We start from the raw sequence: 23,874 nt of genomic DNA on the forward strand, positions 1-23,874 counted from the left end.
AAATCTATGTTTGCTTTAGAGTGGGAAGAAGCCAAGACCATTGTGAACTCTAGGTAGAAGCCGGCGGGGCAATCCACTATCCGCTGGATTCTCAGGGTTGCTGACTTCTAAGAATGGGCGCTCCCAATTCACAGCTTCTCCCTCTAGCACTAACGTAGTAGAAGAATTGCCTCCATCCAAATTCAAAGCATGTCGACAGCCCAACTGCAGCATCAACTGAGCCATCTCCTGCAGGGTAATCCCTTGGTTTTCCTGAGCATTGCCTGCTGTAACCCACAACAGATGTCCGCTCTCCAACAGGCCAATGGCGCTACGAGCTGCTCGCTGAGTGCGAAAAGCAGGCTGAAACTGCTCCCGTTCGGCATCTAACACCACCTGTCCATCCAAAAGCAGCAAAGGCCCGGCCCCCAGGAGGTGAGGATAGGCTTCTAGCTCCGGCGGATCCAAAGCCAAGTGAATGCTGAGACGATCTCCGACAACCAGTTTTTGGGCTTCCAGGGATCCTTCTAACTCCCGTGCCGCCAACACATAGCCCCCCACTGGAATTGGCACACTGACACTGCCCGCCAAGCCCGCCGAAAGAATGGCCTGTACCTGTCCCTCTTGCACCTGGAGAACGGTTTCATTGTCGGTTTGGGTGGTGTAGGTGGATCCCCAATCGGAAGTAAATTGCGAGATCCCAGCCACGATATAGCCTGTGTTGATGCCCATGAGCGGGATCCGATCCCCGATACCATTGCGCAGTTCTGCTTGCATCCGCAGCCGCCCGAAGCGCACTTTTCGCGTCAGCGGGACGGAGTCCTTGCCCTGATCCGACCAAGCTACGACTCCACGGCCCAAAATCGGGCTGGAAATCCAGCGGCCATCCAAGCGGATTGTCCCCAGCGGCTGCCGGGTATTGCGGTTAAAAAAGCCCCCATTAATGGCAGCCAAAGCGCCTTGTTCGCTGGCAAAGGAGGATAATTCTCGTAAACCCACCAACCCTGTCGGTTCAGCCCAAATCGGGCGCAGGCGACCGGCCGATGGCGAAAGGGTCAAAATAGAAACTGGGATCCGATTCCCCCCAACCCACATTTCCTCCTGATACAACGGGATCCCTTGCACCATGCGGACAGGAACCATCTGGGCTTGTGCCGGAGCCGAGTGAATCAGCACCACAGCCATTGCCGCCAGCCAGTCTTGAGTTTTGTTGAACATGTCTTTACCTCCCTGCCCTAAGGTACACCCAACCCCAGGTGGGATCCCCTGCATCCTCCCAGCCTCCCCAACCGGGGAGTGCCTGTGCCTGTAGCAGCAGCTCCGGCCAGACCCTATCCCCCAGTCTGCAGCAGCGCATCGCCACCCACCCCTGCTACAGCCAAGCGGCTCACCATCACTACGCCCGGATGCACGTAGCGGTGGCCCCCGCCTGCAACATCCAGTGCAACTACTGCAACCGCAAGTTTGACTGTGCCAACGAAAGCCGCCCCGGTGTGGTCAGCGAATTGCTCACCCCGGCTGAAGCCGCCCACAAGGTTTTGGTGATTGCTGGCAAAATCCCTCAGTTGACGGTGGTGGGCATCGCCGGGCCAGGGGATCCCTTGGCCAACCCCAAACACACCTTCGAGACCTTTGCCCGCATCGCCGAGCAAGCCCCCGATATCAAGTTGTGCCTTTCCACCAATGGCTTGATGCTGCCGGAGCACATCGACACCATCAAACGGCTCAACATCGACCACGTCACCCTGACCATCAACATGGTGGATCCCGAAATCGGGGTGAAGATCTACCCCTGGATCCGCTGGCAGCGCAAACGCATCACCGGGGTGGAAGCGGCTCGCATCCTGCACGAGCGCCAGATGGAGAGCCTGGATCTCTTGCGTCAGGCAGATATCCTCTGCAAGGTCAACTCCGTCATGATCCCCGGCATCAACGACACCCACCTGCCGGAGGTGAATCGAGTTATCCAGGCCAAAGGGGCCTTTTTGCACAACATCATGCCCCTGATTTCAGCCCCCGAACACGGCACCTATTTCGGCCTGACCGGGCAACGGGGTCCTACCCCCAAAGAGCTAAAAGCCCTGCAAGATCAGTGCTCCGGCAATATGAAAATGATGCGCCATTGCCGTCAGTGCCGGGCGGATGCGGTGGGGCTTTTGGGGGAAGACCGCAGCCAGGAGTTCACCAAAGATCGCTTTTTGTCCATGAAGCCTGAGTATGACCCCGACCAACGTCGCCAAGTACAGGCGGGTATTGCCCAGTTGCAAGCTCAGCAGCAGGTGACCCAAGACAGCCTGACGACGGCGGCACCCTCGGATAGTCCGGCCATTTTGGTGGCGGTAGCCAGCAAGGGCGGCGGTTTGGTGAATCGACACTTCGGGCATGCCCAGGAATTTTTGATCTACGAAGTCAACGCCCGCGGTGCCCAATTCGTCAGCCACCGCAAGATTCCGCAGTACTGCCACGGCGGCACCGGTGAAGACAACAATCTGGATCAGATCCTGGACTTGCTCCGCGATTGCAAGGCAGTGTTGGTCTCCAAGATCGGCGACTGCCCCATGAAACGGATCCGCCAGGCGGGCATCGAGGTGGTGGAAGACTACGACCTAATCGAAACCGTCGCCCTCAAGTTTTACCAAACCTGGCTGGTGAACCAGGCTATTGAGCACAAGCCCCTTCAGCACTAGTCAGGCTCACTGGCTGCTGACTCAGTGTGGATCCCTCCCACAAGTTCCCTCTCAGATGCTTTCCACAGACCCCCATCCTTTTGGAGACCCCGTTATGGCCACCTTGACTGCTCTGACCAAAGGCGGATCCCCTTGGATCCCTCAGTTCATTGAAAGCCTAGATATCACCTACTGCCTGGGCTGTAGCCGCTGTCTGAAAGTCTGTGGTCGTGGGGTCTTTGCCCTCAAAGCCCTCAATGAAGAGGGCGAATTTGTCGAGGACGAAGAGGAGGAGGAGAGCGAGCGCAAGGTGATGACCATCGTCAATGCCGCCCTCTGCATCGGTTGCCAAGCCTGCTCCCGCATTTGTCCGAAAAAATGCCATTCCTACGCCCCCCGAACGACTTGAAGCCCCAGAAGATCCGCTGCTGCCCGTCCTTTGAACGTTCGTCGAACCCTCGATTTGAAGCCTGAGTATCTCACCCGGAGCTGCTATGTCCCCCGTCATCTACCTAGACAACAACGCCACCACCGCCGTGGATCCCCTAGTGTTGGAGGCCATGCTGCCCTATTTGCAAGCGTTTTACGGCAATCCCTCCTCCATGCACAGCTTTGGCGGACAGGTGGGGCGTGCCCTCACCCAGGCCCGCGAACAGGTGGCCGCCCTGCTGGGATCCGATCCGACGGAAATTTTGTTCACCAGTTGTGGCAGTGAGGGCAACAATACCGCCATCCGAGCCGCTTTGGCCGCCCAGCCGGACAAACGCCACATCATCACCACCCAGGTGGAACATGCCTCGGTGCTCAATCTTTGTAAACATCTGGAAAAGCAGGGCTACCGGGTGACCTATCTGTCGGTGGATGGGCAGGGCTGTCTGGATCTGCTGGAGCTGGAGGCCGCCCTCACCGGTGATACCGCCTTGGTCACCTTTATGGCTGCCAACAACGAAACCGGGGTGCTCTTCCCGATTGAGCCGGTGGGATCCCTGGCCCAAGACTACGGGGCTATCGTCCATGTGGATGCGGTGCAAGCAGTGGGCAAGATCCCGCTAGCTCTGCACAATCTGCCAGTGGATCTGCTGACCCTATCGAGCCATAAGCTTCATGCCCCTAAGGGGATCGGGGCTTTGTATATCCGGCGGGGTTTTCGCTTTCGTCCACTGCTGCTCGGAGGGCATCAGGAGCGAGGCCGCCGCGCCGGCACCGAAAATGTGCCTGGTATTGTCGCCCTGGGCAAAGCGGCGGAACTGGCCCAAGCCTATCTCGGGGATCCCCAGGAGCGGCACCTACGAGATGCTCTGGAACAGGGAATCTTGCAGCGGATCCCCGACACCCAAGTCAACGGCCACCCCAGCCAACGGCTGCCCAACACCACCAACCTGGGCTTCAAGTTCGTGGAAGGGGAGGCGATCCTCTTTGGGCTGAACAAATACGGTATCTGTGCCTCCTCCGGCTCCGCCTGCACCTCGGGATCCCTGGAACCCTCCCATGTGTTGCGGGCCATGCACCTGCCCTACACCGTCCTGCACGGCTCTATTCGCTTTAGCCTTTCCCGCTTTACCCAGCAGGCGGACGTGGATCGGGTGCTGGAAGTATTACCCGAGATCATCCGTCACCTGCGGGCGATTTCTCCCTTCAACAGCGAAGCCGAAGGGTGGTTGCAACAGCAGGAACGGGAACTGGCTCTGCGTTAGCTCCCTATCCTTTCAACCCTCACACCTCCCCTCCCCCAGCCATTACTCAGCATCACCTAAGGATCCAGCCATGTGGGACTACAGCGAAAAAGTTTTAGACCTCTTCTACCACCCCAAAAACCAGGGGGCGATGGATCCCACCCCTGAGCCTGGGATCCGGGTGGTCACGGGCGAAGTGGGCAGCATCACTTGCGGCGATGCCCTGCGGCTCCACCTGAAAGTGGAAGAATCGACAGAACGGATCTTGGCGGCCAGCTTTCAAACCTTCGGCTGCACCAGTGCCATCGCCTCCTCCTCGGCTTTGACGGAGCTGATCACAGGATTAACCCTGGATCAAGCCCTCAAAATCAGCAACCGGGATATAGCTAACTACCTGGGGGGGCTGCCCCCCGCCAAGATGCACTGCTCCGTCATGGGGCAAGAGGCTCTAGAAGCCGCCATTTACAACTACCGCGGCATCCCCTTACCCGTCCATGCCGAGGATGATGGCTCCTTGATCTGCTCCTGCTTTGGTATCAGCGAGACCAAAATTCGCCGACTCGTTCAGGACAACCACCTGACCACAGTCGAAGAGGTCACTGCTTACAGCAAAGCCGGTGGTGGCTGCGGCTCCTGTCTGGTGGAGATCGAGGATCTGATCGCGACGGTTTTGGCGGAAACCCGAATGAAAACCCAGCCGGATCCGCTTCCAGCCCAACCCTCTCCCCCCCTCACTACCCTGCAGAAGATCACCCGCATTCAGGCGGTGTTGGAGGAGCAAGTCCGCCCCCTGCTGATCGCCGATGGCGGCGACGTGGAGCTGCACGATGTGGACGGGGATCAGGTGTGGCTGCGCCTCAAGGGAGCCTGCACCAGTTGTGCCAGCAGCCAGGCCACCCTGCAACACCTGATCGAAACCCGCCTGCAAGAGCAGGTGTGGCCCAGCCTCACGGTGCAAGCTGTTTAATCCCCATTTTGGAGTTTCTCATGCTTACCTGTTTTCTCCTCCGTTCGTCTCCCTTAGCCCAATCCGAGAGAGCTCCACCTCTCGGTTGGCTGCGTCGGGATCCCTTGGCCCTGATGCCCATCTCACCCTCCATTTCTCGACCTCGAGTTCAACTTCAGACCCAAACACTCAGTCCCACTAGGAGACCTGAATCATGAGACAGATTGCATTTTATGGAAAAGGTGGCATCGGCAAATCCACCACCTCCCAAAACACCATTGCCGGTATGGCCGAATTGGGGCAGCGGGTGATGATCGTGGGCTGTGACCCGAAAGCAGACTCCACCCGCCTGATGCTCCACAGCAAAGCCCAAACCACCGTACTTCACCTGGCTGCCGAGCGGGGAGCCGTAGAGGATGTAGAGCTAGAAGAGGTGCTCCTGACCGGCTACAAAGGAGTGCGCTGCGTCGAGTCCGGTGGCCCCGAACCCGGCGTGGGTTGCGCGGGACGGGGTATCATCACCGCCATCAACTTCCTAGAAGAGAATGGTGCCTATGAAGACCTGGATTTCGTCAGCTATGACGTGCTGGGGGACGTGGTCTGCGGGCGGATTTGCCATGCCGATTCGGGAGGGCAAAGCCCAGGAAATCTACATTGTCTGCTCCGGCGAAATGATGGCCATGTATGCTGCCAACAACATCGCCCGGGGGGTCTTGAAATATGCCCATTCCGGCGGTGTGCGGTTGGGAGGCCTGATCTGCAACAGCCGCAAGGTGGATCAAGAAATTGAGCTAATCGAGGCCCTAGCCGAAAAGCTCAACACCCAGATGATCCACTTCGTCCCCCGCGACAACGTGGTACAACATGCCGAATTGCGCCGCATGACGGTGATTGAATACTCTCCGGATTGCAGCCAAGCGGACGAGTATCGCGCTCTGGCCAACAAGATCGTCAACAACACCCATTTGACCATTCCCACCCCCATCTCGATGGATGAACTGGAAGAGCTGTTGGTGGAATTCGGCATCTTGGGCGACGACAAGGCATTGGCTCATGTTATCGGCAAAACCGAGAAAGAGTTGGCTCCTGTTTAACCCTGACGGCTGGGTTGGGGGAAGGCGGCTGCAGCCGCTGCTCTTCCCTAACCCCCGCTCCCCGCCTCGCATCGCCCAGTTCGTTCCCCGGAGGATCCCATGACTACTGTTGAAGAGACCCGAAAAATCGTGGCAGAGGTTTTAGAAACCTATCCCGAAAAGGCCCAAAAAAAGCGGGCCAAACACCTCAATGTTTATGAAGAAGGCAAATCCGATTGTGGGGTGAAATCCAACATCAAATCCGTGCCGGGCGTCATGACCACCCGCGGCTGTGCCTTTGCCGGGGCCAAAGGGGTGGTGTGGGGGCCGGTCAAGGATATGATTCACCTCAGCCATGGCCCGATTGGCTGTGGCTATTACTCCTGGTCAGGACGGCGGAACTACTACGTCGGGGTGACCGGAGTGGACACCTTCGGCACCATGCAGTTCACCTCCGATTTTCAGGAGCGGGATGTTGTTTTTGGGGGTGACAAAAAGCTGGCCAAACTGTTGCTGGAGGCCAACGAACTCTTTCCGTTGGCCAAAGGCATCACCATCGAGTCGGAGTGCCCCGTCGGCCTGATCGGCGATGATATCGAAGCGGCGATGCTTGGTCCTCCCGCATTTTGTTGGAGGAGATCGGCCTGCGGGTGGTGACCCAGTTTTCCGGCGATGGCACCTGGAATGAGGTGTTGCTCTCCACCCAGGTAAAGCTGAACCTGATCCACTGCTATCGGTCCATGAACTATATCTGCCGCCATATGGAGGAAACCTACGGGATCCCGTGGCTGGAGTTCAACTTCTTCGGCCCCACCCACATTGCCGAATCCTTGCGGGCCATCGCTCGGCGGTTTGACGAGACCATCCAGGCCAAAGCCGAAGCGGTGATCGCCCGCTATCAGTCTCAGAGCGAGGCGGTGATCGCCAAATATCGCCCCCGTCTCGAAGGCAAGCGGGTGATGTTGATGGTGGGTGGGTTGCGGCCCCGCCATGTCATCCCGGCCTTTCGGGATCTGGGCATGGAGGTGATCGGCACGGGCTATGAGTTTGGCCACGGCGACGACTACAAGCGCACCACCGAGTACATCGACGATGGCACCCTGATCTACGACGACGTGTCGGGCTATGAGTTTGAGGAATTTGCCAAAAAGCTCAAGCCAGATCTGATCGCCGCTGGCATTAAAGAAAAATACGTCTTCCAGAAAATGGCCCTGCCCTTCCGGCAAATGCACTCCTGGGATTATTCCGGCCCCTACCACGGCTACGACGGCTTTGCGGTGTTTGCCCGCGATATGGATCTGGCTCTGAATAGTCCCACCTGGGGGTTGGTTCAGGCCCCCTGGAAGTCTTAGCTTGCCCCCGGGATCCCGCAATGGGATCCCGTTGTCTGCCCCCCATTTGGAGACCCACCATGCCACAGAATATCGAAGACATCAAAGATCATGCCCGCCTGTTTCAGGATCCCGACTACCAGGCTCTGTTTCAAACCAAGCGCTCCTTTGAAGATGCCCCCAGCCCAGAGGAGGTGGCGCGAGTGGCGGAATGAACCCGATCTTGGGAATACCGCGAGAAGAACTTTCAGCGGGAGGCTCTGACGGTGAACCCGGCCAAAGCCTGTCAACCCCTAGGGGCAATCCTGGCGGCGGTCGGCTTTGAGGGAACCTTGCCCTTTGTGCACGGATCCCAGGGCTGTGTCGCCTATTTCCGCACCCATCTCACCCGCCACTTTAAGGAGCCGTTCTCGGCGGTTTCCTCCTCGATGACGGAAGATGCGGCGGTGTTTGGGGGCCTGAAAAATATGATCGAAGGCCTGCAAAACGCCTACACACTCTACCAACCCCAGATGATCGCCGTCTGCACCACCTGCATGGCGGAAGTGATCGGGGATGATCTGGGGGCCTTCATCACCACCGCCAAAAATGAGGGATCCCTACCCCAAGACTTTCCGGTGCCCTATGCCCACACCCCCAGCTTTGTTGGATCCCATATCACCGGCTACGACAATATGCTCAGGGGCATCCTCACTACCTTGACCCAGCCGGTGGGTCGTACCGCCAGCAACGGCACCGTCAATGTTATCCCCGGCTTCGATACCTACATGGGCAATCTGCGGGAGATCAAGCGCATTTTCGGTCTGTTTGGGATCCCGCTCACCCTGCTGGCGGACAACTCCGAGTACCTGGATTCCCCCAACGAAGGGGAGTTCCACATGTATCCGGGGGGAACTCCCTTAGCAGTAGCGGCCCAGTGCCTCAATGCGGATGCCAGCATCTCGCTGCAGCGCTACACCACCCCCAAAACTCTGGAGTTTCTGGCGGAAGGCACCGGCCAGCCCACCCTGACTGCCCGGCCTTTTGGCATCCGGGGTACCGATCACTTCTTGATGCAGCTATCGGAGCTGACGGGCAAACCCATTCCCCGCGAGCTGGAGATCGAGCGGGGCCGGGCGGTGGATGCCTTCACCGACTCCCAAGCTTGGCTCCACGGCAAACGGGTGGCCCTCTACGGGGATCCGGATCTGGTTATGGGCCTGCTGAGTCTCCTGCTGGAGATCGGGGCCGAGCCGGTACATATCGTGGTCACCAACAGCAACGAGGAGTTTGAAACCGAAGCCCGTACCCTGCTGGCCTCCAGTCCCTACGGACAAGGTGCCACTGTCTGGGGGGGCAAAGATCTCTGGCATCTGCGCTCCCTAATGTTTACCGAACCGGTGGATCTGCTGATTGGTAACTCCTACGGCAAATACCTCTGGCGGGATACGGGCACCCCGCTGGTGCGCATCGGCTACCCGATCTTCGATCGGCATCACCTGCACCGCTACCCCACCTACGGCTACCAGGGGGCGCTCAACCTGCTCAACTGGCTCGTCAACACCGTTTTGGATGAGGCTGACCGGCGCAGCTTTATCCCCGGCAAAACGGACATTTCCTTTGACTTGATCCGCTAAGCCAGCCCCAGAAGGGATCCTCCGACCCAACCCGACGGGATCCCTTGGCTCTCCCACTGCCTCATTCCACAGCTCCCAAATCCCAGTGAATTGGGATAAATGAATCGAATCTGTGGATTTTGGATGGCTTCGGGTTGGCTCACCTAGCCTGAAGACTGAGACCAACGTTCTCCCCTCGGAGGATAAATTGTGATGAAACCCTCCATCATTCTCAACGACACCACCCTGCGGGATGGCGAGCAAGCGGCGGGTGTGGCGTTTCAAATTCCCGAGAAAATCTCTATTGCTGCCCTTCTAGATGCCCTTGGTGTGCCCGAGATCGAAGTGGGGATCCCGGCCATGGGTGCTGTGGAAACTGAAGCCATCCGCGCCATCGTCAGCCTGGGGCTGCGGGCCCAGTTGCTGGGCTGGAACCGGGCGGTGCCCACCGATATTTTGGCCTCCATTCGCTGCGGCCTGAAGCGGGTTCACATTTCAGTGCCTGTGTCGGATCTCCAGATCGCTGTCAAGTTTGGTGGAGATCGCTCGCGGCTGCTCAACCAACTGCGCCAATCTGTGCAGATGGCCACCGGGCAGGGGCTGTGGGTATCGGTCGGGGCGGAAGATGCCAGTCGAGCCACCCTTGAGCAAGTGATCGAGCTGGCTCGTCAGTCCCAAGCTTGGGGGGCGCAACGCTTTCGCTACTGCGACACAGTGGGCATTTTGGATCCCTTTAGCACTTACGACCAGATCAGCCGTCTGGTACAAGCCATCGACATTCCCGTCGAGATGCACACCCACGATGATCTGGGTATGGCCACCGCCAACGCCCTGGCCGGGATCCGCGCCGGAGCTACCGCCGTCAACACTACCGTCAACGGCCTGGGGGAACGGGCCGGGAATGCCCCCCTCGAAGAAGTGGTGATGGCCCTGCGCCACAGCGCCGGAATTGATGTAGGCATTGATACCTGTCGCCTGCGGGAGCTATCTCAACAGGTGATCCGGGCCACGGGTACCCCCCTACCCCCCTGGAAGGCCATCGTGGGCGACAATGCCTTTGCCCACGAATCCGGGATCCACGCGGCAGGTGTCCTACGGGATCCGCAAACCTACGAGCCTTTTCCCCCCGAAGTGGTGGGCAGCCAGCGCCGCCTAGTGTTGGGCAAACACTCGGGTCGACATCTGCTATTGCAGGTGCTTCAGGAGCAAGGGATCCCGCTGGCGCAAATCCCAGCGGGGCATCTGGAAGCGCTTTTGGAACAGGTACGCCAGCACGTCACCCAGTCCAAGCAGCCCATCCCAATCGCCGAACTGGTTCAGTGGGTTCAGCACACCCTACAGCACACTTTCAAGGAGCCTCACTCCGATGTCTTCTAACCCGTTACCCTTGGATCCCAAGTCCCAGCGAATTTTGGCGGCTGTGTATCAGCGAGCCCGCCAGGTGCGTCGGGGTCTGACTCGCCAGGAGCTTTGTCAACTGCTCACCAAAGCCAGAGGAGGTACCTCATGAGCGACGAACAGGAATTGGATCAGCGGCCTCGATTCGAACTGGGGGATAAGGTTCGCATTTGCCAGCCCATTCGCAATGATGGTACCTTTGTCGGCCAGCCGATGGGGAAAATTTTAGCCCTCCCCGGCGACGAAGGCTATGTGGTCTACATCAGCACCTTTCTGCAACGGTTTTATATCTACGCTGTCCATTGTCTGACGAAGGGTTTTGTGGTGGGGTGCCGCGCCAAAGAACTCGAGCTTGTGGAGAAAAACCCATGAAAGTCATTCTGCACCAAAGTGCCTACGGACATCTGATGGTCTATGTTCCCAAAAAAGATCTAGAAGAATCGGTTGTTGCCAAACGTTTGGAAGCAGAACAAACCATTTTTACTCTGGCTAATGGCTGGGAATTATCCATCAACAATCTGCCGGATCCCCTGCCCTTGCCCAAGACCGTAGAAGCTAAGCACGTTCGACCCTAGGAGTCTCTAGGTTCCCTTTGCCATCACGTTTGATATCAGGTATGTCCGCCGGATCTCTAGGGAAAGCAACGTCGATATCTCCCATGACAAAGGGTGATGCTGAAGTCAGCCTTGCCCTATTTGGACGACCGGCTCGACAGGGCAGATGGCTCTTCATTCCCCTCGGGCTGATCGTGCTGCTGTGCCTAGGAACGGTCTATTCCTGGAGCATCTTCCGAAAGCCCCTTGAAGCAGAATTGGGGATCCCTGCCGCGGAGAGCCTGCTGCCCTACACCTTTGCCCTAGTCTTCTACGCCGCCCTGATGCCGATTACAGGGTTTGTGATCCCCCGTTGGGGATCCCGGCGGGTGCTGGCTTTGGGGGGCAGCATTGTTGGCCTGGGCTATATCCTGGCTAGCTTTGCCAACACGATTGGCTGGGTCACCCTTAGCTATGGCGCCGTTGCGGGGGCAGGGGTGGGGATCGCCTATGGGGTTCCGATGGCCGTGGTGGCCCACTGGCTGCCGGATCGCAAAGGGCTAGCGGTGGGGTTGACGATCATCGGCTTTGGCTTGTCGCCTTTGATCACCGCTCCCCTGGCCAATCATTGGATTGCAGAGGTTGGCGTTCGCTCAACCTTACGGATGCTTGGGATCCTCTTTGGGGCAGTGATTGTTGCCATATCCACCCAACTCAAGTTGCCCCCAACCCACTGGATCCCCGCTCGGGCCGGATCAATCCCCGCTCATATTTCCGGCCATTCCCCTATTCTGTTCAAAAGTCAGTCTTTTTACGGGCTGTGGATCTGCTATGCCATCGGCACCTTGATTGGGCTCAGCGCGATCGGCATCTCCAGCCCGGTTGGAGAAGAACTGATCGGCTTGGATCCCACGTTGGCCGCTAGCAGCGTGGCTCTGTTCGCCATTTTCAATGGGCTAAGTCGTCCTCTGTTCGGTTGGTTGGCGGACCGATTTCAGCCGCATCAGGTGGCCACGGGATCCTACAGCTTGATTATTCTGGCCTGTGGGCTGATGATTTTCTCGCCTGAGGGATCCCTGTTGTCTTATTGGGTGGCGTTTTCGTTGTTTTGGTTTTGTCTGGGGGGTTGGCTGGCAATGGCACCTACTCTAACCCTGCGCCTGTTTAACCCGGATCACTATGCCCAAAACTATGGGGTTGTCTTTACAGCTTATGGGGTTGGGGCGTTGACCGGGACAATGCTCACAGGCCAGCTCCGCGATTGGCTGGGCAGCTATAGTTATATCTTCTACGGGATGGCGGTCTTGGCAGCGTTCGGGATCCTGGTGGCCAACGTCTTTTTGAAGGGGAAGCTAAATAGCTAGGTATAGCTAACCCACGGCTCTTGCGCGGGTTTCCTGTTCGTGGCTAACTATTTGTGGCCAATTATTAGTAGCCGAAATCTCCTTTGAAGAAGAACCGGGCTGTATGGAAAAAGAGCGGGCTAACCCAAAGCAGACTATCCACCCGATCCAAAATGCCACCGTGCCCGGGCAACAACTCACCGAAATCTTTAATGCCCAAATCTCGTTTGAACGCACTCATCACCAAATCCCCCACTTGCCCACCGATTCCCACCAACAATCCGGTGATCCCCACCAGCCAAACTGGAAAATGGGGAAAGGCGATGGGCCAGTTCAAATAGGCCAGTGCCAAACTGGAAACCAAGGCCATCAGGGATCCCTCGATCGTCTTTTTGGGGGAAAGGCGTGTCCAAGGGGTTTTACCCAACAACTTACCCCATAAGAAAGCCAACGCATCATTAAATTGGGTAGCCAGCACCACATAGAGCACATAGCCCACCCCGTAGTGAGACTGGCTGAGGTAGCCGAGATGGGCCAAAAACCAACCAAAGTAAACGAGGCCAATAATGGTGAGAGCCACCCGCTGAATCGACTCCTCATAACGGTTGGTGAATACGGGTAGGGCTGTGGCCATGGCCGCTCCCCAAACTGGCAAAGCCATGAACAAGCCATAATTGCCGGAAGCAGCACACAGAGCCAGGCCAATAATAACGACATAAACCAATGCCACATAGATTCGGTGGACATAGAGGCCCGTCCCACGGGCAAATTCCTTGAAGCCGTATACGGAGATCAGAGCCACTAGGGCAATCCAAGCGTTAGCACCGATCCACAACGGTAGAAAGATCAGCGGCAGTAACACCGACCAAGTTAGGTAGGGTTTCTTAGCCACAGGCAAGGGTTTTAGCCAGATCAATGCCCCCAAACCTAGGTAGACAACTACCGCCAAGCCTGTATAAAACCCCAGCACCACCAGCCGAGGGGAGACTTCTAATCTCTCTACCCAAAACTCCAACATCTTGTGCAACTCCTGTCGCTAACCCTACTGTAGTTAGCCTCCGCTAAATTACCCATTGGCTGAATCCAGGTCAGGAGATGACCCCGTTGGGGAAGTGCGGAAAACCGTGGTCTTCGGGATGATTGATCCAGATCACAGACAAATCTTGTAGAATAAAAGTTTACGAAGGTATCGACTCCGTCAGCGCGGATCCCCTATCTCCTACAACCCAGAGACCTGACCCAAGGATTAACCTATGACGCTGGTTGCACTGTTTATTTTCGTGATGTATTTGATCGTCTCCAACTTGAATGCTCAAGCGGAGCGATAGGGTCTCTAGCTAATCTCTACCCACTGATCTCTACCCAAGAGGGATCCGGCTAGGCCCTGAGAGACCGGGGACATTGCTTACTCGGGTACACGGCCTGGATTAGGATAGGCTTCTAGTGGCCCAACCTACGGAACAGGGGAAGCATGGAAGCCCGGGATCCCAGCTCGATTTTGTGGGCGCAGGTGTTTGGCTTGGCCGCTATCCAGGGAGCCATCGCGCTGACCTGGGTAATTTATAACCTTTACTTGCCCAACCTGTTGGTGGACATGGGCTTGGCGGCAGGTTTGGCCACGGGCCTGTTGATTATTGAGAATCTGCTGGGGGCGGTGATGGAGCCCCTGATGGGCAGTTTTTCCGACCAAACCCAACGCTGGTTGGGCAGTCGTTTTCCCTTCGTATCGGTGGGGGTGATCCTCTCAGCGGCTTGTTTTATCGCCATCCCAGCGGTGGCTTTTTTGGGGGCCGATGCAGCGGATTGGATGCGATCTCTGCTCGTCTTTTTTTTGGTGGCCTGGGCCGTGTGCATGACGATCTTCCGCAGCCCGGCACTGTCCCTGTTGGGACGTTATGCTTTTTCGTCGGGGTTGCCTCAGGCAGCCAGTATTTTGACCTTAGTGGGTGGTGTAGCGGGAGCGATGGGGCCATTGGCTAGTGGGTTCATTTTGGATCTGGGGCCTTGGGTAGCCTTCGGGGTAGGCTCAGCGGTGTTGCTCTTGGCGGCTCTGGCGTTGCGCCTCGCCAATCCTGGCCAAACGGTTCATGACAAAGACTCGGATGCGGGCGAAGCAGCTCCTTTTGTCTGGTGGGGGTTGATCTGGGTGTTCGGGGCCGGGGTAGGGGTAGGGCTGGGCTTTCGCATGTTGATGACGGCTTTCCCGCAGGTGTTGGCCGCACAAGCACCGCAAGCGAATGTAGGCTGGGTGCTGGGATCCATCTTCCTAAGCCTGGCATTGACGGCGGTACCGATGGGTTCTTTGGCCAGTCGCTGGGGTAACCAACGGGCAATGGCCATTGGGTTGGGTTTGATGGGTGGGTTGTTGGCCTTGACGTTGCTCAGTGGGAGTACACTACTGGCGGTTATCATTGCCCTTTGCATTGGGGCTACCTTTAGTTTGGTTTCCAATGGCAGCATTCCCTTTGCCCTGTCGATGGTACCTGCGGCGCGGGCGGGGTTGGGCACTGGCATCTATTTCAGTGGGGGGGCAGTAGCCTCTAGCCTGTTTGGCCTACTGTTTGCCCAGGCCAAGTTTGAACCTACGGTTTTGGCTTTAATCGGCGTAGTGGCCTTTCTTGCGGCGGGGTTTTGTGTAATTTGTAGCCGTCCGCTCCATTAGTCTGCGATTGTAGTCTGCGATTCAATTTTTCCTGCCCGAAAAGCACAGGGACTCCACAAGGGAACCACAAGGAAACTCAGCTTACTGGGCTGATCTCCTCACTGCCCACCGGCAAGAGAAGGCGAGAGACGTAACGCCCATCGGAAGATTGATAAAAGGAGAGCTGCCCCCCCATCCGCTGTACCACCCGTTGACACAGTCCCAGCTCCAGACCCGGACTGACAGTGAGGGGAGACTTGAGTAAGGGATCCGCGTAGATTACCATTTCCGGATCTAACTGTAGTGCCGCCATCAGGTTGGGATCAAAGCTGCCCTGATCCACCACCAACAGTTCTACATAGCCATCGCTAGTTTGGCTCCACAGATCTAGCCGCCCCCCTTCCGGGCTGCGCAGAGCTGCTGCTGCCAATACCTCCCAGAGGATCATCTCCAACCGTCCTGGATCCCCCTGGACAGCGATACCCATATCCCCATGGGCCCGCGGCCACAGCTTGCGTTTCTGGGTGAGGCCCTCTAGTCGGCGCAACCCTTTGCGAACCAAAGCCGCCAGGGGCACCGTCATCGACTCCGGCTGCACCTGCCAAGACTCTGACTGCAACAGCGGCCCCGTGTGGGTGGTCAAATCCCGTAAGCCTCTGCCGATCTCCACCACCTTCTGCCAGCGCGTGGCTTCGTCACCAGGAGTTTCCGGCACCTGACCAAGGCGACGCAGGTTCTCCAAGAGGGTATTTTGCATATCCAGCAGACGGCGATGCTTATACCAGTTCAATTCATTCAGCACCTCCTGCCGCTCCTGTAGAGTGTGGATCCAAAGCAAGCGCCGTAGCGTCCAGCAGCAGGTTTGGGCGATCAACATCACTGCCGCCCGCTCATAGGGATCCCAAACTTTGCCCCCTTCTGCCCCCAAGATCAAAACCCCCAAAGGAGCCAACAAATCCGCCCCAGAGCCCAAAGGCATGAGCAGCCAGGATCCCAAGCCAACGGAATTTAACCAGGTGCGGCTGGTGGGGGGGATCTGCTCGTGGGTTAGGGGCAGGGGCTCTACCGATTGCAGCGCGTAAGCCAGTAAGGGATCCTGCAGATCAATCTCGGTGGGGCCGGTGGGGCGAATCTCGGAAGCCGTGGCAAAGGGAGGTTGCAATTGGCCGTGGCTGGCTCCTGGCCGCCAACTGACCACCAGGGCCAAAGGGATCCCCAGCAATTGGGCGGTTTGTTGAGCAGTGGTGTTGTAGATCTCCGGCAGGGTGGATAGATTTTGTAGAGTTAAGCAGGTGGTGCTTAGCCCGTTCAGCAGTTGCGCTTGTCGCTGCCGGGATTCCTCCAATTGGCTTTGGCGCAAAACCACTCCCAGTTGTTGGGCGATCCCCCGCAGCAGTTGCCGTTCTTCGCGGCTCCAAGCCCGCAACTGTTGGTGCATGACCAGGATCAGCCCTTCGATGGGGGCAGCATGGGTTTCGCCGACATGGCCGGTGTAGGTGAGCATCAGGGAACGGGTGCCTAAGGCCGCAAATTCCTGCCGCCAAGAAAGCAGGCGCAGATCTTGGTCGTAGTTTTCCGCCACCAGTACCTCGTTGCGCAGCAGATCCCCCCAGTCTTGTTCGCTCAAGGGGTTGAATTGCTTGGGCAGGGGCTGTTTGCCCTCGCTGCGATACTCGTAAAACAGGCGTGGGGTTTGTGTGCTGGGATCCAGCATCAACACGACCACGGCACTAGCTTTCAAGCGTTGACCTAAGCCGATGACGGCCTGCTGTAGAGCCTGTTGCAGATCCGCCTGACTGTAAACGGAGCGGGCCACTTGTTGCACAAACTCTTGGTCGTTGGCTAACTGTCGCACCATGCGATCTAGCCCTTCCAGAGGAGTAGCCAAGGCCAACCAGTTCCCGGCGGCTGCCACCAATTGCCGCTCGATGTCTTGCCAGGTACGGGGCACATCTGACTCAACACAGATAAACCCGAGCAGGTCTTTTTGCAGCAAAATCGGGGCCGCTAAGACCGCCTGGGCCCGTAGCTGCTGCATCAACTTGGGGGTGATCTCAGAGCGAGTCGTCCCTGTGGCATCGTTGGCCACCACCACCTGCCCATCGGCGAGGGTGTAGTACATATCCCCCAGTTCCCGCAGGGGCAGGCTGCCATCACGAGCCGGGGTTGCCGCAGTTTTGGCTCCTTTCGCGGGTGGGCTGGCTTTGGAGGCTGTGACATGGGGACTAAACTGCCCTTGGCCGCGCTCGTGCCAATACACCTGAACGCGCACAGCACCGATGAAAGACTGCAACTCCTGCATCACTAGGCTGACCCGCTCCTGCAGGGATCCCGCCTGGCGCATGGCGATTCCGAGGGCAAGGAGGGGATCCTCAAGGCGCTTTTCCGTCTGCTGTTTCCAGGCGCTCTCCAACTGTTGCAACGAGGCCGCCAACTGCCCCAGCAGGATGCCCAGGAGGGCTTTTTCTTCTTCGCTGGTGGTAATGCCCCACACTTGGGATCCCAGCATCAGTACCCCCAGGCACCGCCGTTGGCTGCGAATCGGGTGGATCAAACAGCCCTGGATCCCGCCCAATCGCTTCGCCTCCCGCTGCCAGATGCCCATGCGCGGCTCCTGCGACATATCCGGCAGACTGATTGGGCGCTGCTCAATCACCACCTGCTCCATAATCTCCCCCGGCTGTAGGGGATGCACCGCTCGCAACAGGGTCTGATCTTCGAGGAGGGTGACCCCACCCTGGCCCACCAACTGGTGATTTTGGTAGTCGTAAAGAGCCAGCCAAATCAGCGGTGCCACAAACACAGCCCCGACGTAATCGAGGGTGAGCTGAATCAACAGCTTGGCGTCTGTCTGCTCCCGCATCTGCTGCAACGTGGTTTGCAGGGCTACCAGGGGCACTGTTGCCTCAGAGCCATCCGAATAGTGGGGAACAGACTGAACCATGTGCAAGTTCTCCCGCAAACAAAAGGCTGTGTCAGCCAGGTTTTGGCTCACCTTGAGCTTAGCCCCCAAATCGGAGGCTGGGTAGCGCCGCGGCTGGGGAAAACCCCAGGGAGAGGGGTGCCGTTCTTTAATGCTCTCGAACCGCGATGCCGCACAACTTGTAGGTGTTGGTCACCAAGCTCTGGGCAAAGCGTTGAAAGCGTTGTTGCAGGTTTTCATCCTTGAGGTTGCCCTGCTCATCAAAAGCGCTCCAAGCTCGACCAATAGCAATTTGATCCGGGATCACCCAGCCGCGTACCCACCGCACGATCAGACGCATTTGGTTGAGAGTATTGCTGTTGGTTTCACCACCCAAAACGCTGATCAACCCGAAGACTTTGCCCTCCAGTTGGTCGAAGCTCAACAGATCCAGGGCGTTTTTCAAGCTGCCGCTGATGCTGCCGTGGTATTCGGGACTAGCCAGAATAATCCCATCCGCCTGCCGCATGGTTTCCTGCAAAACCGCTACATCGGGATACTCTTCATAAGATTCTGAGCCATCCACAAAGGGCAGGTTCATCTGCCGCAGATCAAGAATGTGCAGTCGGATCCCTAGCTTTTCGAACTCGCGCCGCGCCACCTCCAAAGCCCGATAGGTGGAGGAATTGGGCCGCATGCTGCCCCCAATCGCCACAAAACGCGCCGAAGAAGCTTCTGCCACTCTAGTTTGTGAATCGACAGTAAGGGGCTGAAGAGTTGATGTAGACATGGGTCGAGTTCCTAAACATGTTTACGAACTATCATAACTCATACTAACTTCGGACTGTAAGGATCTCTTTAGGTTTCTTGTCCTGTACTACCTTCAGCGCAGGGATCCTCGGCCAGCGGATCACCTGCAATAGGTTAGAGAAATCATCGCGCCAGATTGGGTCACTGGGTTGGGGCAGAAGGGGTTGCCAGGGATCCCGTCCCTTGAACTCCGCCAGATCCTTGGCCATGAGTACCCAATGGGAAGGGGCCAGCCCTGCTTGTCGCTGTGCCTCGGACAGATCTCTCTGGGCCTGCTGCCAAGCCTGTAGGTGCAACTGCCCCGCCAACCCCGCCAACACGGGAGCCAAATCGAGATGGCGATTGGTGATATTGAACAGCAGCCAGCCCTGGGGCTTGAGCTTTGCCAAGTACAGGGCCAGAGCCTCTTGGGTGAGCAAATGCACCGGCACCGCATCGGAGCTGAAGGCATCCATCACCATCAGGTCGTAGCGACTATCTGGGATCCGCCCTAAGGACAGCCTGGCATCCCCCAAAATCACGGTGGGCTCAGCCTCACCAAGATACCCATCAAGGTAGGAGAAATAAGTTCGGGCCAGCTGCTCGACCGCCGGATCCAGCTCGAAAAACGTCCAGCGATCCCCTGCTTGAGCATAGGCGGCCAACGTGCCGATCCCCAGCCCCAACACAGCGATTTCGGGAGCGGGATCCGTCACCTGGGTTCTAAAGGCCGTGAACACCTGCCCAACCGGCCCAGAGCGGGCGAAATAGGTGAGAGGCTCTGCCGGTTCTGTGTCCAACTGTTCGGTGCCGTGGAGGGTGGTGCCATGCAAAAGGCTGCGAAAGGATCCCACCTCATTTTGATGCTCCACGATGCGGTTAAGGCCCAAGGCATTGCGCTCGGCGTGAATCACCTCTAACCCTAGCTTGAGCCACGGTTGCCCCAGCAGCAAAACCAACCCCGCTGTTGTCCCCACCCCCATGGCTCCGGTTCGCCAACGGGATCCCTTGCCGTTCCCTGACCCAATCACTGTCAGCCACCCCAGACCCAAGCCCAAGCCCACCAGGGATCCCACCTGAAGCACTTCCTGGAGTTGGAAGCGCAGCATCAACAGGGGCAAGATCAGCCCCAACCCCAGCCACAGGCCCACCCCGGCCCCCTGAGCCGCCAGCACCCCAACTGACAATCCCAACAACAGGGGATATTCCAGCACCGTCTCAAACACCTGTGGAGCCAAAAGGGCGCTGAACATCCCTCCCAACCCTCCCCCCAAGGCCAGCCACAGATAAAACTGCGTCAACCGCTGCGCCTGCGGGCGACGACGGGCCAACTCGCTATGGCAAGCCCAAGCAACCCCACCAAAAGCCGCCAAATGCAAAGGCAGCAACAGAATCAACGGCTTCACCAAGCCCAATGCCTGCACCCCCACCGCCAAACAGGCCCAGAGCGCCGTCAGCCCCAAACCCAGACGGTTCGGGAAAATGCCCCCAAAGGCCAGCATGAAGGTGATCAAATAAATCCCCAGAGGGATAGCCCACAGCAAAGGTACCGCTGCCACATCCGTGGTTAACAGGGTGGTGACCGCCACCAACAGACCCGAGGGCAAAAAGGCCAGCCCCGCCCAGCGCCAGGGATCCCGCCCATGAGTCGTCACAGCCAAGGGCTCAGAAGAGTCCGGATCCTGTCGTGCTGCCTGGGGATCCCTCTGAATTAGCAGCCAGCCCCCACACAACAGCACCAGCCCCGCCACCAGCGCGTAGGATCCCATCCACAGGCGGGTTTGCCAGACCAAGGGCAGCCAAGGCTCCAGCAGCAAGGGGTAGCCGAGCAGCCCCGCCAAACTGCCAGCATTACTGGCCACATAAAGAAAGTAGGGATCCTGAGCCCAGCGACTTCCATCTCCTGCCGCCGCAAACCCCTGTTGCAACAAAGGCGTCGTGCCAGAGAGCAGCAGCATCGGCATCCCTACCGCCAGCGTCAGTTGCACCCACAAAGCCAGCAGCGGCGATTGCCCCCCCAACAGTTCGGGGATCCCAGCCGTGAGCCTAAAGCGAAAGGGCAGCAGCCACAACCCCGCCAGCAGGAAAACCCCATGAAGCAGTACGCCAGATCTGGGGTTCAACCACCGCTGCACCCGATCCGCCCACAGGTAGCCCAGCAACAACGCCACCTGAAAAAAAGCCAAACAGGTATTCCACACTAGCGGGGATCCCCCCCAGAAGGGCAACAGCAACTTGCCCACCAACAGCTGCCCCCAAAAGAGGCAAAAGGCACTGCTAAACAAGCACAGGGAAAACAGCACAACCAAAGCCGAGCCACCCCAAACCTTTGCCTGACAGTATGGCCCAGCCCCGATGTGAGGGCAGCCGGATTGAGCCCCCAGGCACAGATTCAACCTCGATCAACGGGTCATCACCTGCAACGGGTAGCGCTCGGCTAGCTCTGCTTCCACCTTGGGCAACCATTCCTCTTGAAACACCCAAACTTGCCCCTGCTGCACACGGCCATCCGGGTTTTGCGTCAATTCCAGCCAGTACACCAGTTGATTGCCCCGCAGCACCACCCCTTGAATGGCGCGGGAGAGGCTATAGGTTTGATTACTTGCCAAGGCTTCTGGGGTAGGATAGCGAATCACCTCCACTGCCTGATCCAAATCCGCAGCGATCTCCGGCCCATAGACCTCCCGAATGGCTTGAAACAAATCCTCTGGAGTCAGTCCCTGCGGGCGGAAGAAAGTCATGCGCTCCGAGCGAATCGTCTCCCGATCGAGGGGATTAATAATCCGTCCTGGCGGAGCTACCGAGGCTAAAAACGTAAACCGGGATCCATCCGGCTCCACACGGTTGATGTTCAGGGTTTCCCCTGGACGAGGCCGCAAAACAGGGTTGTCTCGCACCCAGGCTGCTGCTTGATCCGGAGACTGCCCCGGGATCCCCCAAGCCACCGGCTGAAGACCCAACACCGCCAAAGAGGCCAGTCCCAAACCCATCCAACTGGACTGTCCCATGCGCTTGACTGCCTGCTTGAAGACGGGCCACTTGTCGCAAAGCACGTTCTTGATTCCTCCCGGCAAACACTGTGTTACTGAACGTCACTAATCATGGGTTGAAAGCGGGCCCTGCTTCTCAATGGCTGACTGAGGGTCTAGGCCGCCTTTCCCTTCCCTACTGTATCTGGACAGGTCGGGGTGCCGATTGCGCCTCAACGCGACCATTACGGCCACTTACGGCAAGGACAGCAGGGATCCCTTGGCAAGACACCCAGATCCCCAGGCAGCTTATCCCGAAAACGTGAAAAGTATCTTAAGATCAACGGTAAGCAAATCTCACATGCATTAAGTCAGCACCTCAGGAGGTAACCGATGGCTCTCGTTGCAATGCGGACGCTGCTGGATCATGCCGCTGAACACGGCTACGGCATTCCTGCTTTCAATGTCAACAACATGGAGCAGATCCAGTCGATCATGCAAGCAGCCCATGAAACCAACAGCCCTGTCATTCTGCAAGCCTCCCGGGGGGCACGCAAATATGCCGGCGAGAACTTCCTGCGGCACCTGATCTTGGCGGCTGTGGAAACCTATCCGCACATTCCCATCGCCATGCACCAAGACCATGGCAATAGCCCTGCCACCTGCTATTCCGCCATCCGCAACGGTTTCACCAGCGTCATGATGGATGGATCCCTGAAGGCAGATGCCAAGACCCCCGCCAGCTACGAGTACAACGTGGAAGTCACCTCCGAAGTGGTGAAGGTGGCCCACTCGATTGGGGTGAGTGTAGAAGGGGAACTGGGCTGCTTAGGATCCTTGGAAACCGGCCAAGGGGAAGCCGAAGACGGCCACGGCGCGGAAGGGGTGCTCAGCCACGACCAACTGCTCACCGACCCCGACCAAGCGGTGGATTTTGTGGAGCAAACCCAAGTGGATGCTCTGGCGGTGGCCATCGGTACCAGCCATGGGGCCTACAAGTTCTCCCGCAAACCCACTGGCGACATCCTGGATATGGAGCGCATTGCCGAGATTCACCGCCGTCTGCCCAACACCCACTTGGTGATGCACGGGTCTTCTTCGGTGCCCAAAGAATTGATCGACATCATCAACGAGTTCGGGGGCTCAATCCCGGAAACCTACGGGGTACCTGTGGAAGAGATCCAGCGGGGCATCAAAAACGGGGTGCGCAAAGTGAACATCGATACCGATAACCGGTTGGCCATCAGTGCTGCGGTGCGTCGGGCTCTGGCTGCGGATCCCAGCAACTTCGATCCCCGTCATTTCCTCAAGCCTTCCATCACCGAAATGCAGAAGGTGTGTGCCGACCGCTATATCGCCTTCGGGTGCGCCGGCCATGGCACCAAGATTCCGGTGGTAACTTTGGATGAAATGGCTGCCAAGTATGCCTCGGGTGCTTTGGCTGCTCAGGTGAAAAAGACCGTGTCGGTTTAGGTTGGAGCCACTCGATCAATAGCTAGCTAAGGGATCCGCAGGGATCCCTTCTTTTTTGCTGGTCTAGCTAGAAATTGAGAAGAGACCAACACCCAGCCCAATTTTTTACGATCCCTAATCCTCTTTCGGAGGCGGGGTTTCCTCTTCAGCCAAACGCCTTTCGATATCTTGAAACGTATCTAACAGCAAACGGCGGGCCTCCAATTTCCAGCCCCAGCGCTGTACCCCAATCGCAGCACATCCCCCGACAACGGCCGCCCCCCAACCCAGCGGCTGACCCAAAAAGCCTTCCAACAACCCTAGCCCGGCAACTCCCCAAAATGGTAGAGCAACCGTCTGTCTCTGGCCCTCGATCAGGCGCTCCAGCCAACCACCACTGGCAGCCTCGGCTTCCAAGACCTGGCGGATTTCTCGTTGCTCAACCGATGGAACTGAAAGACTTATTTTGCGGCGCAGTTTCTCAATTTTGCGGGCCGGTGTGCTGTATTCGGTTAGCTCATCCTCGGCCATCATGAGCAGCCGTTTCAATTGGGACATGGGATCCTCTGGCTTTGGCGTTGGTC

Annotated in this window: 21 protein-coding genes and 2 pseudogenes; 16 read left to right on the top strand and 7 right to left on the bottom strand. The window is 57.8% G+C overall.

Going from position 1 to position 23,874, the window contains the following annotated elements:
* Positions 1 to 15 precede the first annotated feature (15 nt).
* A complete protein-coding gene (locus L1047_RS03225) occupies positions 16 to 1,197 on the bottom strand; it encodes a phosphodiester glycosidase family protein (protein ID WP_235277327.1) in 1,182 nt (393 codons plus the stop codon).
* A gap of 38 nt (positions 1,198 to 1,235) precedes the next feature.
* On the opposite strand from L1047_RS03225, the gene nifB reads away from it, so the two are divergent.
* The 14 genes and pseudogenes from nifB to L1047_RS03295 all read left to right on the top strand — a co-directional run bounded on the left by nifB (position 1,236) and on the right by L1047_RS03295 (position 12,558).
* Positions 1,236 to 2,666: a nitrogenase cofactor biosynthesis protein NifB gene (gene nifB / locus L1047_RS03230; protein ID WP_235277328.1), complete on the top strand. Its 1,431-nt coding sequence runs from the start codon at positions 1,236 to 1,238 to the stop codon at positions 2,664 to 2,666.
* A 94-nt stretch (positions 2,667 to 2,760) separates the two neighbouring features.
* Positions 2,761 to 3,054, top strand: coding sequence for a ferredoxin III, nif-specific (gene fdxB, locus L1047_RS03235; protein WP_235277329.1), 294 nt, complete (start codon positions 2,761 to 2,763; stop codon positions 3,052 to 3,054).
* 85 nt (positions 3,055 to 3,139) lie between these two features.
* Positions 3,140 to 4,339 carry a cysteine desulfurase NifS gene (gene nifS / locus L1047_RS03240; protein ID WP_235277331.1) on the top strand — a complete coding sequence of 400 codons (1,200 nt, stop codon included), beginning with the start codon at positions 3,140 to 3,142 and terminating at the stop codon, positions 4,337 to 4,339.
* A gap of 70 nt (positions 4,340 to 4,409) precedes the next feature.
* Positions 4,410 to 5,285, top strand: a complete 876-nt coding sequence (nifU, locus tag L1047_RS03245; RefSeq protein ID WP_268836106.1) for a Fe-S cluster assembly protein NifU — start codon at positions 4,410 to 4,412, stop codon at positions 5,283 to 5,285.
* A gap of 193 nt (positions 5,286 to 5,478) precedes the next feature.
* Positions 5,479 to 6,358: pseudogene (gene nifH, locus L1047_RS03250) on the top strand (nitrogenase iron protein).
* 99 nt (positions 6,359 to 6,457) lie between these two features.
* Entirely contained in the window at positions 6,458 to 6,994 is a 537-nt protein-coding gene (locus L1047_RS03255) for a nitrogenase component 1 (protein ID WP_235277332.1), read from the top strand.
* Positions 6,964 to 7,689, top strand: a complete 726-nt coding sequence (locus L1047_RS03260) for a nitrogenase component 1 (protein WP_235277333.1) — start codon at positions 6,964 to 6,966, stop codon at positions 7,687 to 7,689. The genes L1047_RS03255 and L1047_RS03260 overlap by 31 nt, the downstream gene beginning before the upstream one ends.
* Positions 7,690 to 7,748: 59 nt before the next feature.
* On the top strand, positions 7,749 to 7,883 hold the full coding sequence (locus L1047_RS03265) for a DUF3364 domain-containing protein (RefSeq protein WP_235277334.1): 135 nt from the start codon (positions 7,749 to 7,751) through the stop codon (positions 7,881 to 7,883).
* Between the two features lie 12 nt (positions 7,884 to 7,895).
* Positions 7,896 to 9,284, top strand: a pseudogene (gene nifK / locus L1047_RS03270) (nitrogenase molybdenum-iron protein subunit beta); the annotation flags it as partial.
* A 192-nt stretch (positions 9,285 to 9,476) separates the two neighbouring features.
* Positions 9,477 to 10,640 carry a homocitrate synthase gene (gene nifV / locus L1047_RS03275; RefSeq protein ID WP_235277336.1) on the top strand — a complete coding sequence of 388 codons (1,164 nt, stop codon included), beginning with the start codon at positions 9,477 to 9,479 and terminating at the stop codon, positions 10,638 to 10,640.
* Positions 10,630 to 10,773 carry a hypothetical protein gene (locus L1047_RS03280; RefSeq protein WP_235277337.1) on the top strand — a complete coding sequence of 48 codons (144 nt, stop codon included), beginning with the start codon at positions 10,630 to 10,632 and terminating at the stop codon, positions 10,771 to 10,773. Before nifV ends, L1047_RS03280 begins: the two co-directional genes overlap by 11 nt.
* Complete coding sequence (locus tag L1047_RS03285) at positions 10,770 to 11,033, top strand: nitrogen fixation protein NifZ (protein ID WP_235277338.1); 264 nt, start codon at positions 10,770 to 10,772, stop codon at positions 11,031 to 11,033. The genes L1047_RS03280 and L1047_RS03285 overlap by 4 nt, the downstream gene beginning before the upstream one ends.
* On the top strand, positions 11,030 to 11,236 hold the full coding sequence (gene nifT, locus L1047_RS03290) for a putative nitrogen fixation protein NifT (RefSeq protein WP_235277339.1): 207 nt from the start codon (positions 11,030 to 11,032) through the stop codon (positions 11,234 to 11,236). Before L1047_RS03285 ends, nifT begins: the two co-directional genes overlap by 4 nt.
* A gap of 83 nt (positions 11,237 to 11,319) precedes the next feature.
* On the top strand, positions 11,320 to 12,558 hold the full coding sequence (locus L1047_RS03295) for an OFA family MFS transporter (protein ID WP_235277340.1): 1,239 nt from the start codon (positions 11,320 to 11,322) through the stop codon (positions 12,556 to 12,558).
* 64 nt (positions 12,559 to 12,622) lie between these two features.
* Here the strand turns inward: L1047_RS03295 and L1047_RS03300 are convergent, their stop codons facing one another.
* A complete protein-coding gene (locus L1047_RS03300; RefSeq protein WP_235277341.1) occupies positions 12,623 to 13,555 on the bottom strand; it encodes a phosphatidate cytidylyltransferase in 933 nt (310 codons plus the stop codon).
* 453 nt (positions 13,556 to 14,008) lie between these two features.
* On the opposite strand from L1047_RS03300, the gene L1047_RS03305 reads away from it, so the two are divergent.
* Positions 14,009 to 15,199: an MFS transporter gene (locus tag L1047_RS03305; RefSeq protein WP_235277342.1), complete on the top strand. Its 1,191-nt coding sequence runs from the start codon at positions 14,009 to 14,011 to the stop codon at positions 15,197 to 15,199.
* A gap of 76 nt (positions 15,200 to 15,275) precedes the next feature.
* Here the strand turns inward: L1047_RS03305 and L1047_RS03310 are convergent, their stop codons facing one another.
* The 4 genes from L1047_RS03310 to L1047_RS03325 form a co-directional block, all read right to left on the bottom strand.
* The gene (locus tag L1047_RS03310; RefSeq protein WP_235277343.1) at positions 15,276 to 18,122 is read right to left on the bottom strand and encodes a sensor histidine kinase; all 2,847 of its coding nucleotides are present in this window, start codon (positions 18,120 to 18,122) and stop codon (positions 15,276 to 15,278) included.
* A 127-nt stretch (positions 18,123 to 18,249) separates the two neighbouring features.
* Positions 18,250 to 18,870: an NADPH-dependent FMN reductase gene (locus tag L1047_RS03315; protein ID WP_268836107.1), complete on the bottom strand. Its 621-nt coding sequence runs from the start codon at positions 18,868 to 18,870 to the stop codon at positions 18,250 to 18,252.
* Between the two features lie 43 nt (positions 18,871 to 18,913).
* Positions 18,914 to 21,172, bottom strand: coding sequence for a fused MFS/spermidine synthase (locus L1047_RS03320; protein ID WP_235278848.1), 2,259 nt, complete (start codon positions 21,170 to 21,172; stop codon positions 18,914 to 18,916).
* Between the two features lie 99 nt (positions 21,173 to 21,271).
* Complete coding sequence (locus tag L1047_RS03325; protein ID WP_235277345.1) at positions 21,272 to 21,877, bottom strand: hypothetical protein; 606 nt, start codon at positions 21,875 to 21,877, stop codon at positions 21,272 to 21,274.
* 354 nt (positions 21,878 to 22,231) lie between these two features.
* Between L1047_RS03325 and fba the strand changes: the two genes are divergently transcribed.
* Positions 22,232 to 23,311 carry a class II fructose-bisphosphate aldolase gene (fba, locus tag L1047_RS03330; RefSeq protein ID WP_235277347.1) on the top strand — a complete coding sequence of 360 codons (1,080 nt, stop codon included), beginning with the start codon at positions 22,232 to 22,234 and terminating at the stop codon, positions 23,309 to 23,311.
* A gap of 114 nt (positions 23,312 to 23,425) precedes the next feature.
* Here fba and L1047_RS03335 read toward each other — a convergent pair whose 3' ends face one another.
* Positions 23,426 to 23,848 (bottom strand): hypothetical protein, encoded by a 423-nt coding sequence (locus tag L1047_RS03335; protein ID WP_235277348.1) that lies wholly within the window; start codon positions 23,846 to 23,848, stop codon positions 23,426 to 23,428.
* Positions 23,849 to 23,874: the final 26 nt, after the last annotated feature.

The organism is Synechococcus sp. Nb3U1, assembly GCF_021533835.1.
Taxonomy (GTDB): Bacteria; Cyanobacteriota; Cyanobacteriia; order Thermostichales; family Thermostichaceae; genus Thermostichus.

Excerpts from the sequence above, each read along its gene's own strand:
- L1047_RS03225 (WP_235277327.1), bottom strand. The coding sequence starts at position 1,197 with ATGTTCAACAAAACTCAAGACTGGCTGGCGGCAATGGCTGTGGTGCTG.
- fdxB (WP_235277329.1), top strand. The coding sequence starts at position 2,761 with ATGGCCACCTTGACTGCTCTGACCAAAGGCGGATCCCCTTGGATCCCT.
- nifS (WP_235277331.1), top strand. The coding sequence starts at position 3,140 with ATGTCCCCCGTCATCTACCTAGACAACAACGCCACCACCGCCGTGGAT.
- nifU (WP_268836106.1), top strand. The coding sequence starts at position 4,410 with ATGTGGGACTACAGCGAAAAAGTTTTAGACCTCTTCTACCACCCCAAA.
- L1047_RS03255 (WP_235277332.1), top strand. The coding sequence starts at position 6,458 with ATGACTACTGTTGAAGAGACCCGAAAAATCGTGGCAGAGGTTTTAGAA.
- L1047_RS03265 (WP_235277334.1), top strand. The coding sequence starts at position 7,749 with ATGCCACAGAATATCGAAGACATCAAAGATCATGCCCGCCTGTTTCAG.
- nifV (WP_235277336.1), top strand. The coding sequence starts at position 9,477 with ATGAAACCCTCCATCATTCTCAACGACACCACCCTGCGGGATGGCGAG.
- L1047_RS03280 (WP_235277337.1), top strand. The coding sequence starts at position 10,630 with ATGTCTTCTAACCCGTTACCCTTGGATCCCAAGTCCCAGCGAATTTTG.
- L1047_RS03285 (WP_235277338.1), top strand. The coding sequence starts at position 10,770 with ATGAGCGACGAACAGGAATTGGATCAGCGGCCTCGATTCGAACTGGGG.
- nifT (WP_235277339.1), top strand. The coding sequence starts at position 11,030 with ATGAAAGTCATTCTGCACCAAAGTGCCTACGGACATCTGATGGTCTAT.
- L1047_RS03295 (WP_235277340.1), top strand. The coding sequence starts at position 11,320 with ATGACAAAGGGTGATGCTGAAGTCAGCCTTGCCCTATTTGGACGACCG.
- L1047_RS03300 (WP_235277341.1), bottom strand. The coding sequence starts at position 13,555 with ATGTTGGAGTTTTGGGTAGAGAGATTAGAAGTCTCCCCTCGGCTGGTG.
- L1047_RS03305 (WP_235277342.1), top strand. The coding sequence starts at position 14,009 with ATGGAAGCCCGGGATCCCAGCTCGATTTTGTGGGCGCAGGTGTTTGGC.
- L1047_RS03310 (WP_235277343.1), bottom strand. The coding sequence starts at position 18,122 with ATGGTTCAGTCTGTTCCCCACTATTCGGATGGCTCTGAGGCAACAGTG.
- L1047_RS03315 (WP_268836107.1), bottom strand. The coding sequence starts at position 18,870 with ATGTCTACATCAACTCTTCAGCCCCTTACTGTCGATTCACAAACTAGA.
- L1047_RS03325 (WP_235277345.1), bottom strand. The coding sequence starts at position 21,877 with ATGGGACAGTCCAGTTGGATGGGTTTGGGACTGGCCTCTTTGGCGGTG.
- fba (WP_235277347.1), top strand. The coding sequence starts at position 22,232 with ATGGCTCTCGTTGCAATGCGGACGCTGCTGGATCATGCCGCTGAACAC.
- L1047_RS03335 (WP_235277348.1), bottom strand. The coding sequence starts at position 23,848 with ATGTCCCAATTGAAACGGCTGCTCATGATGGCCGAGGATGAGCTAACC.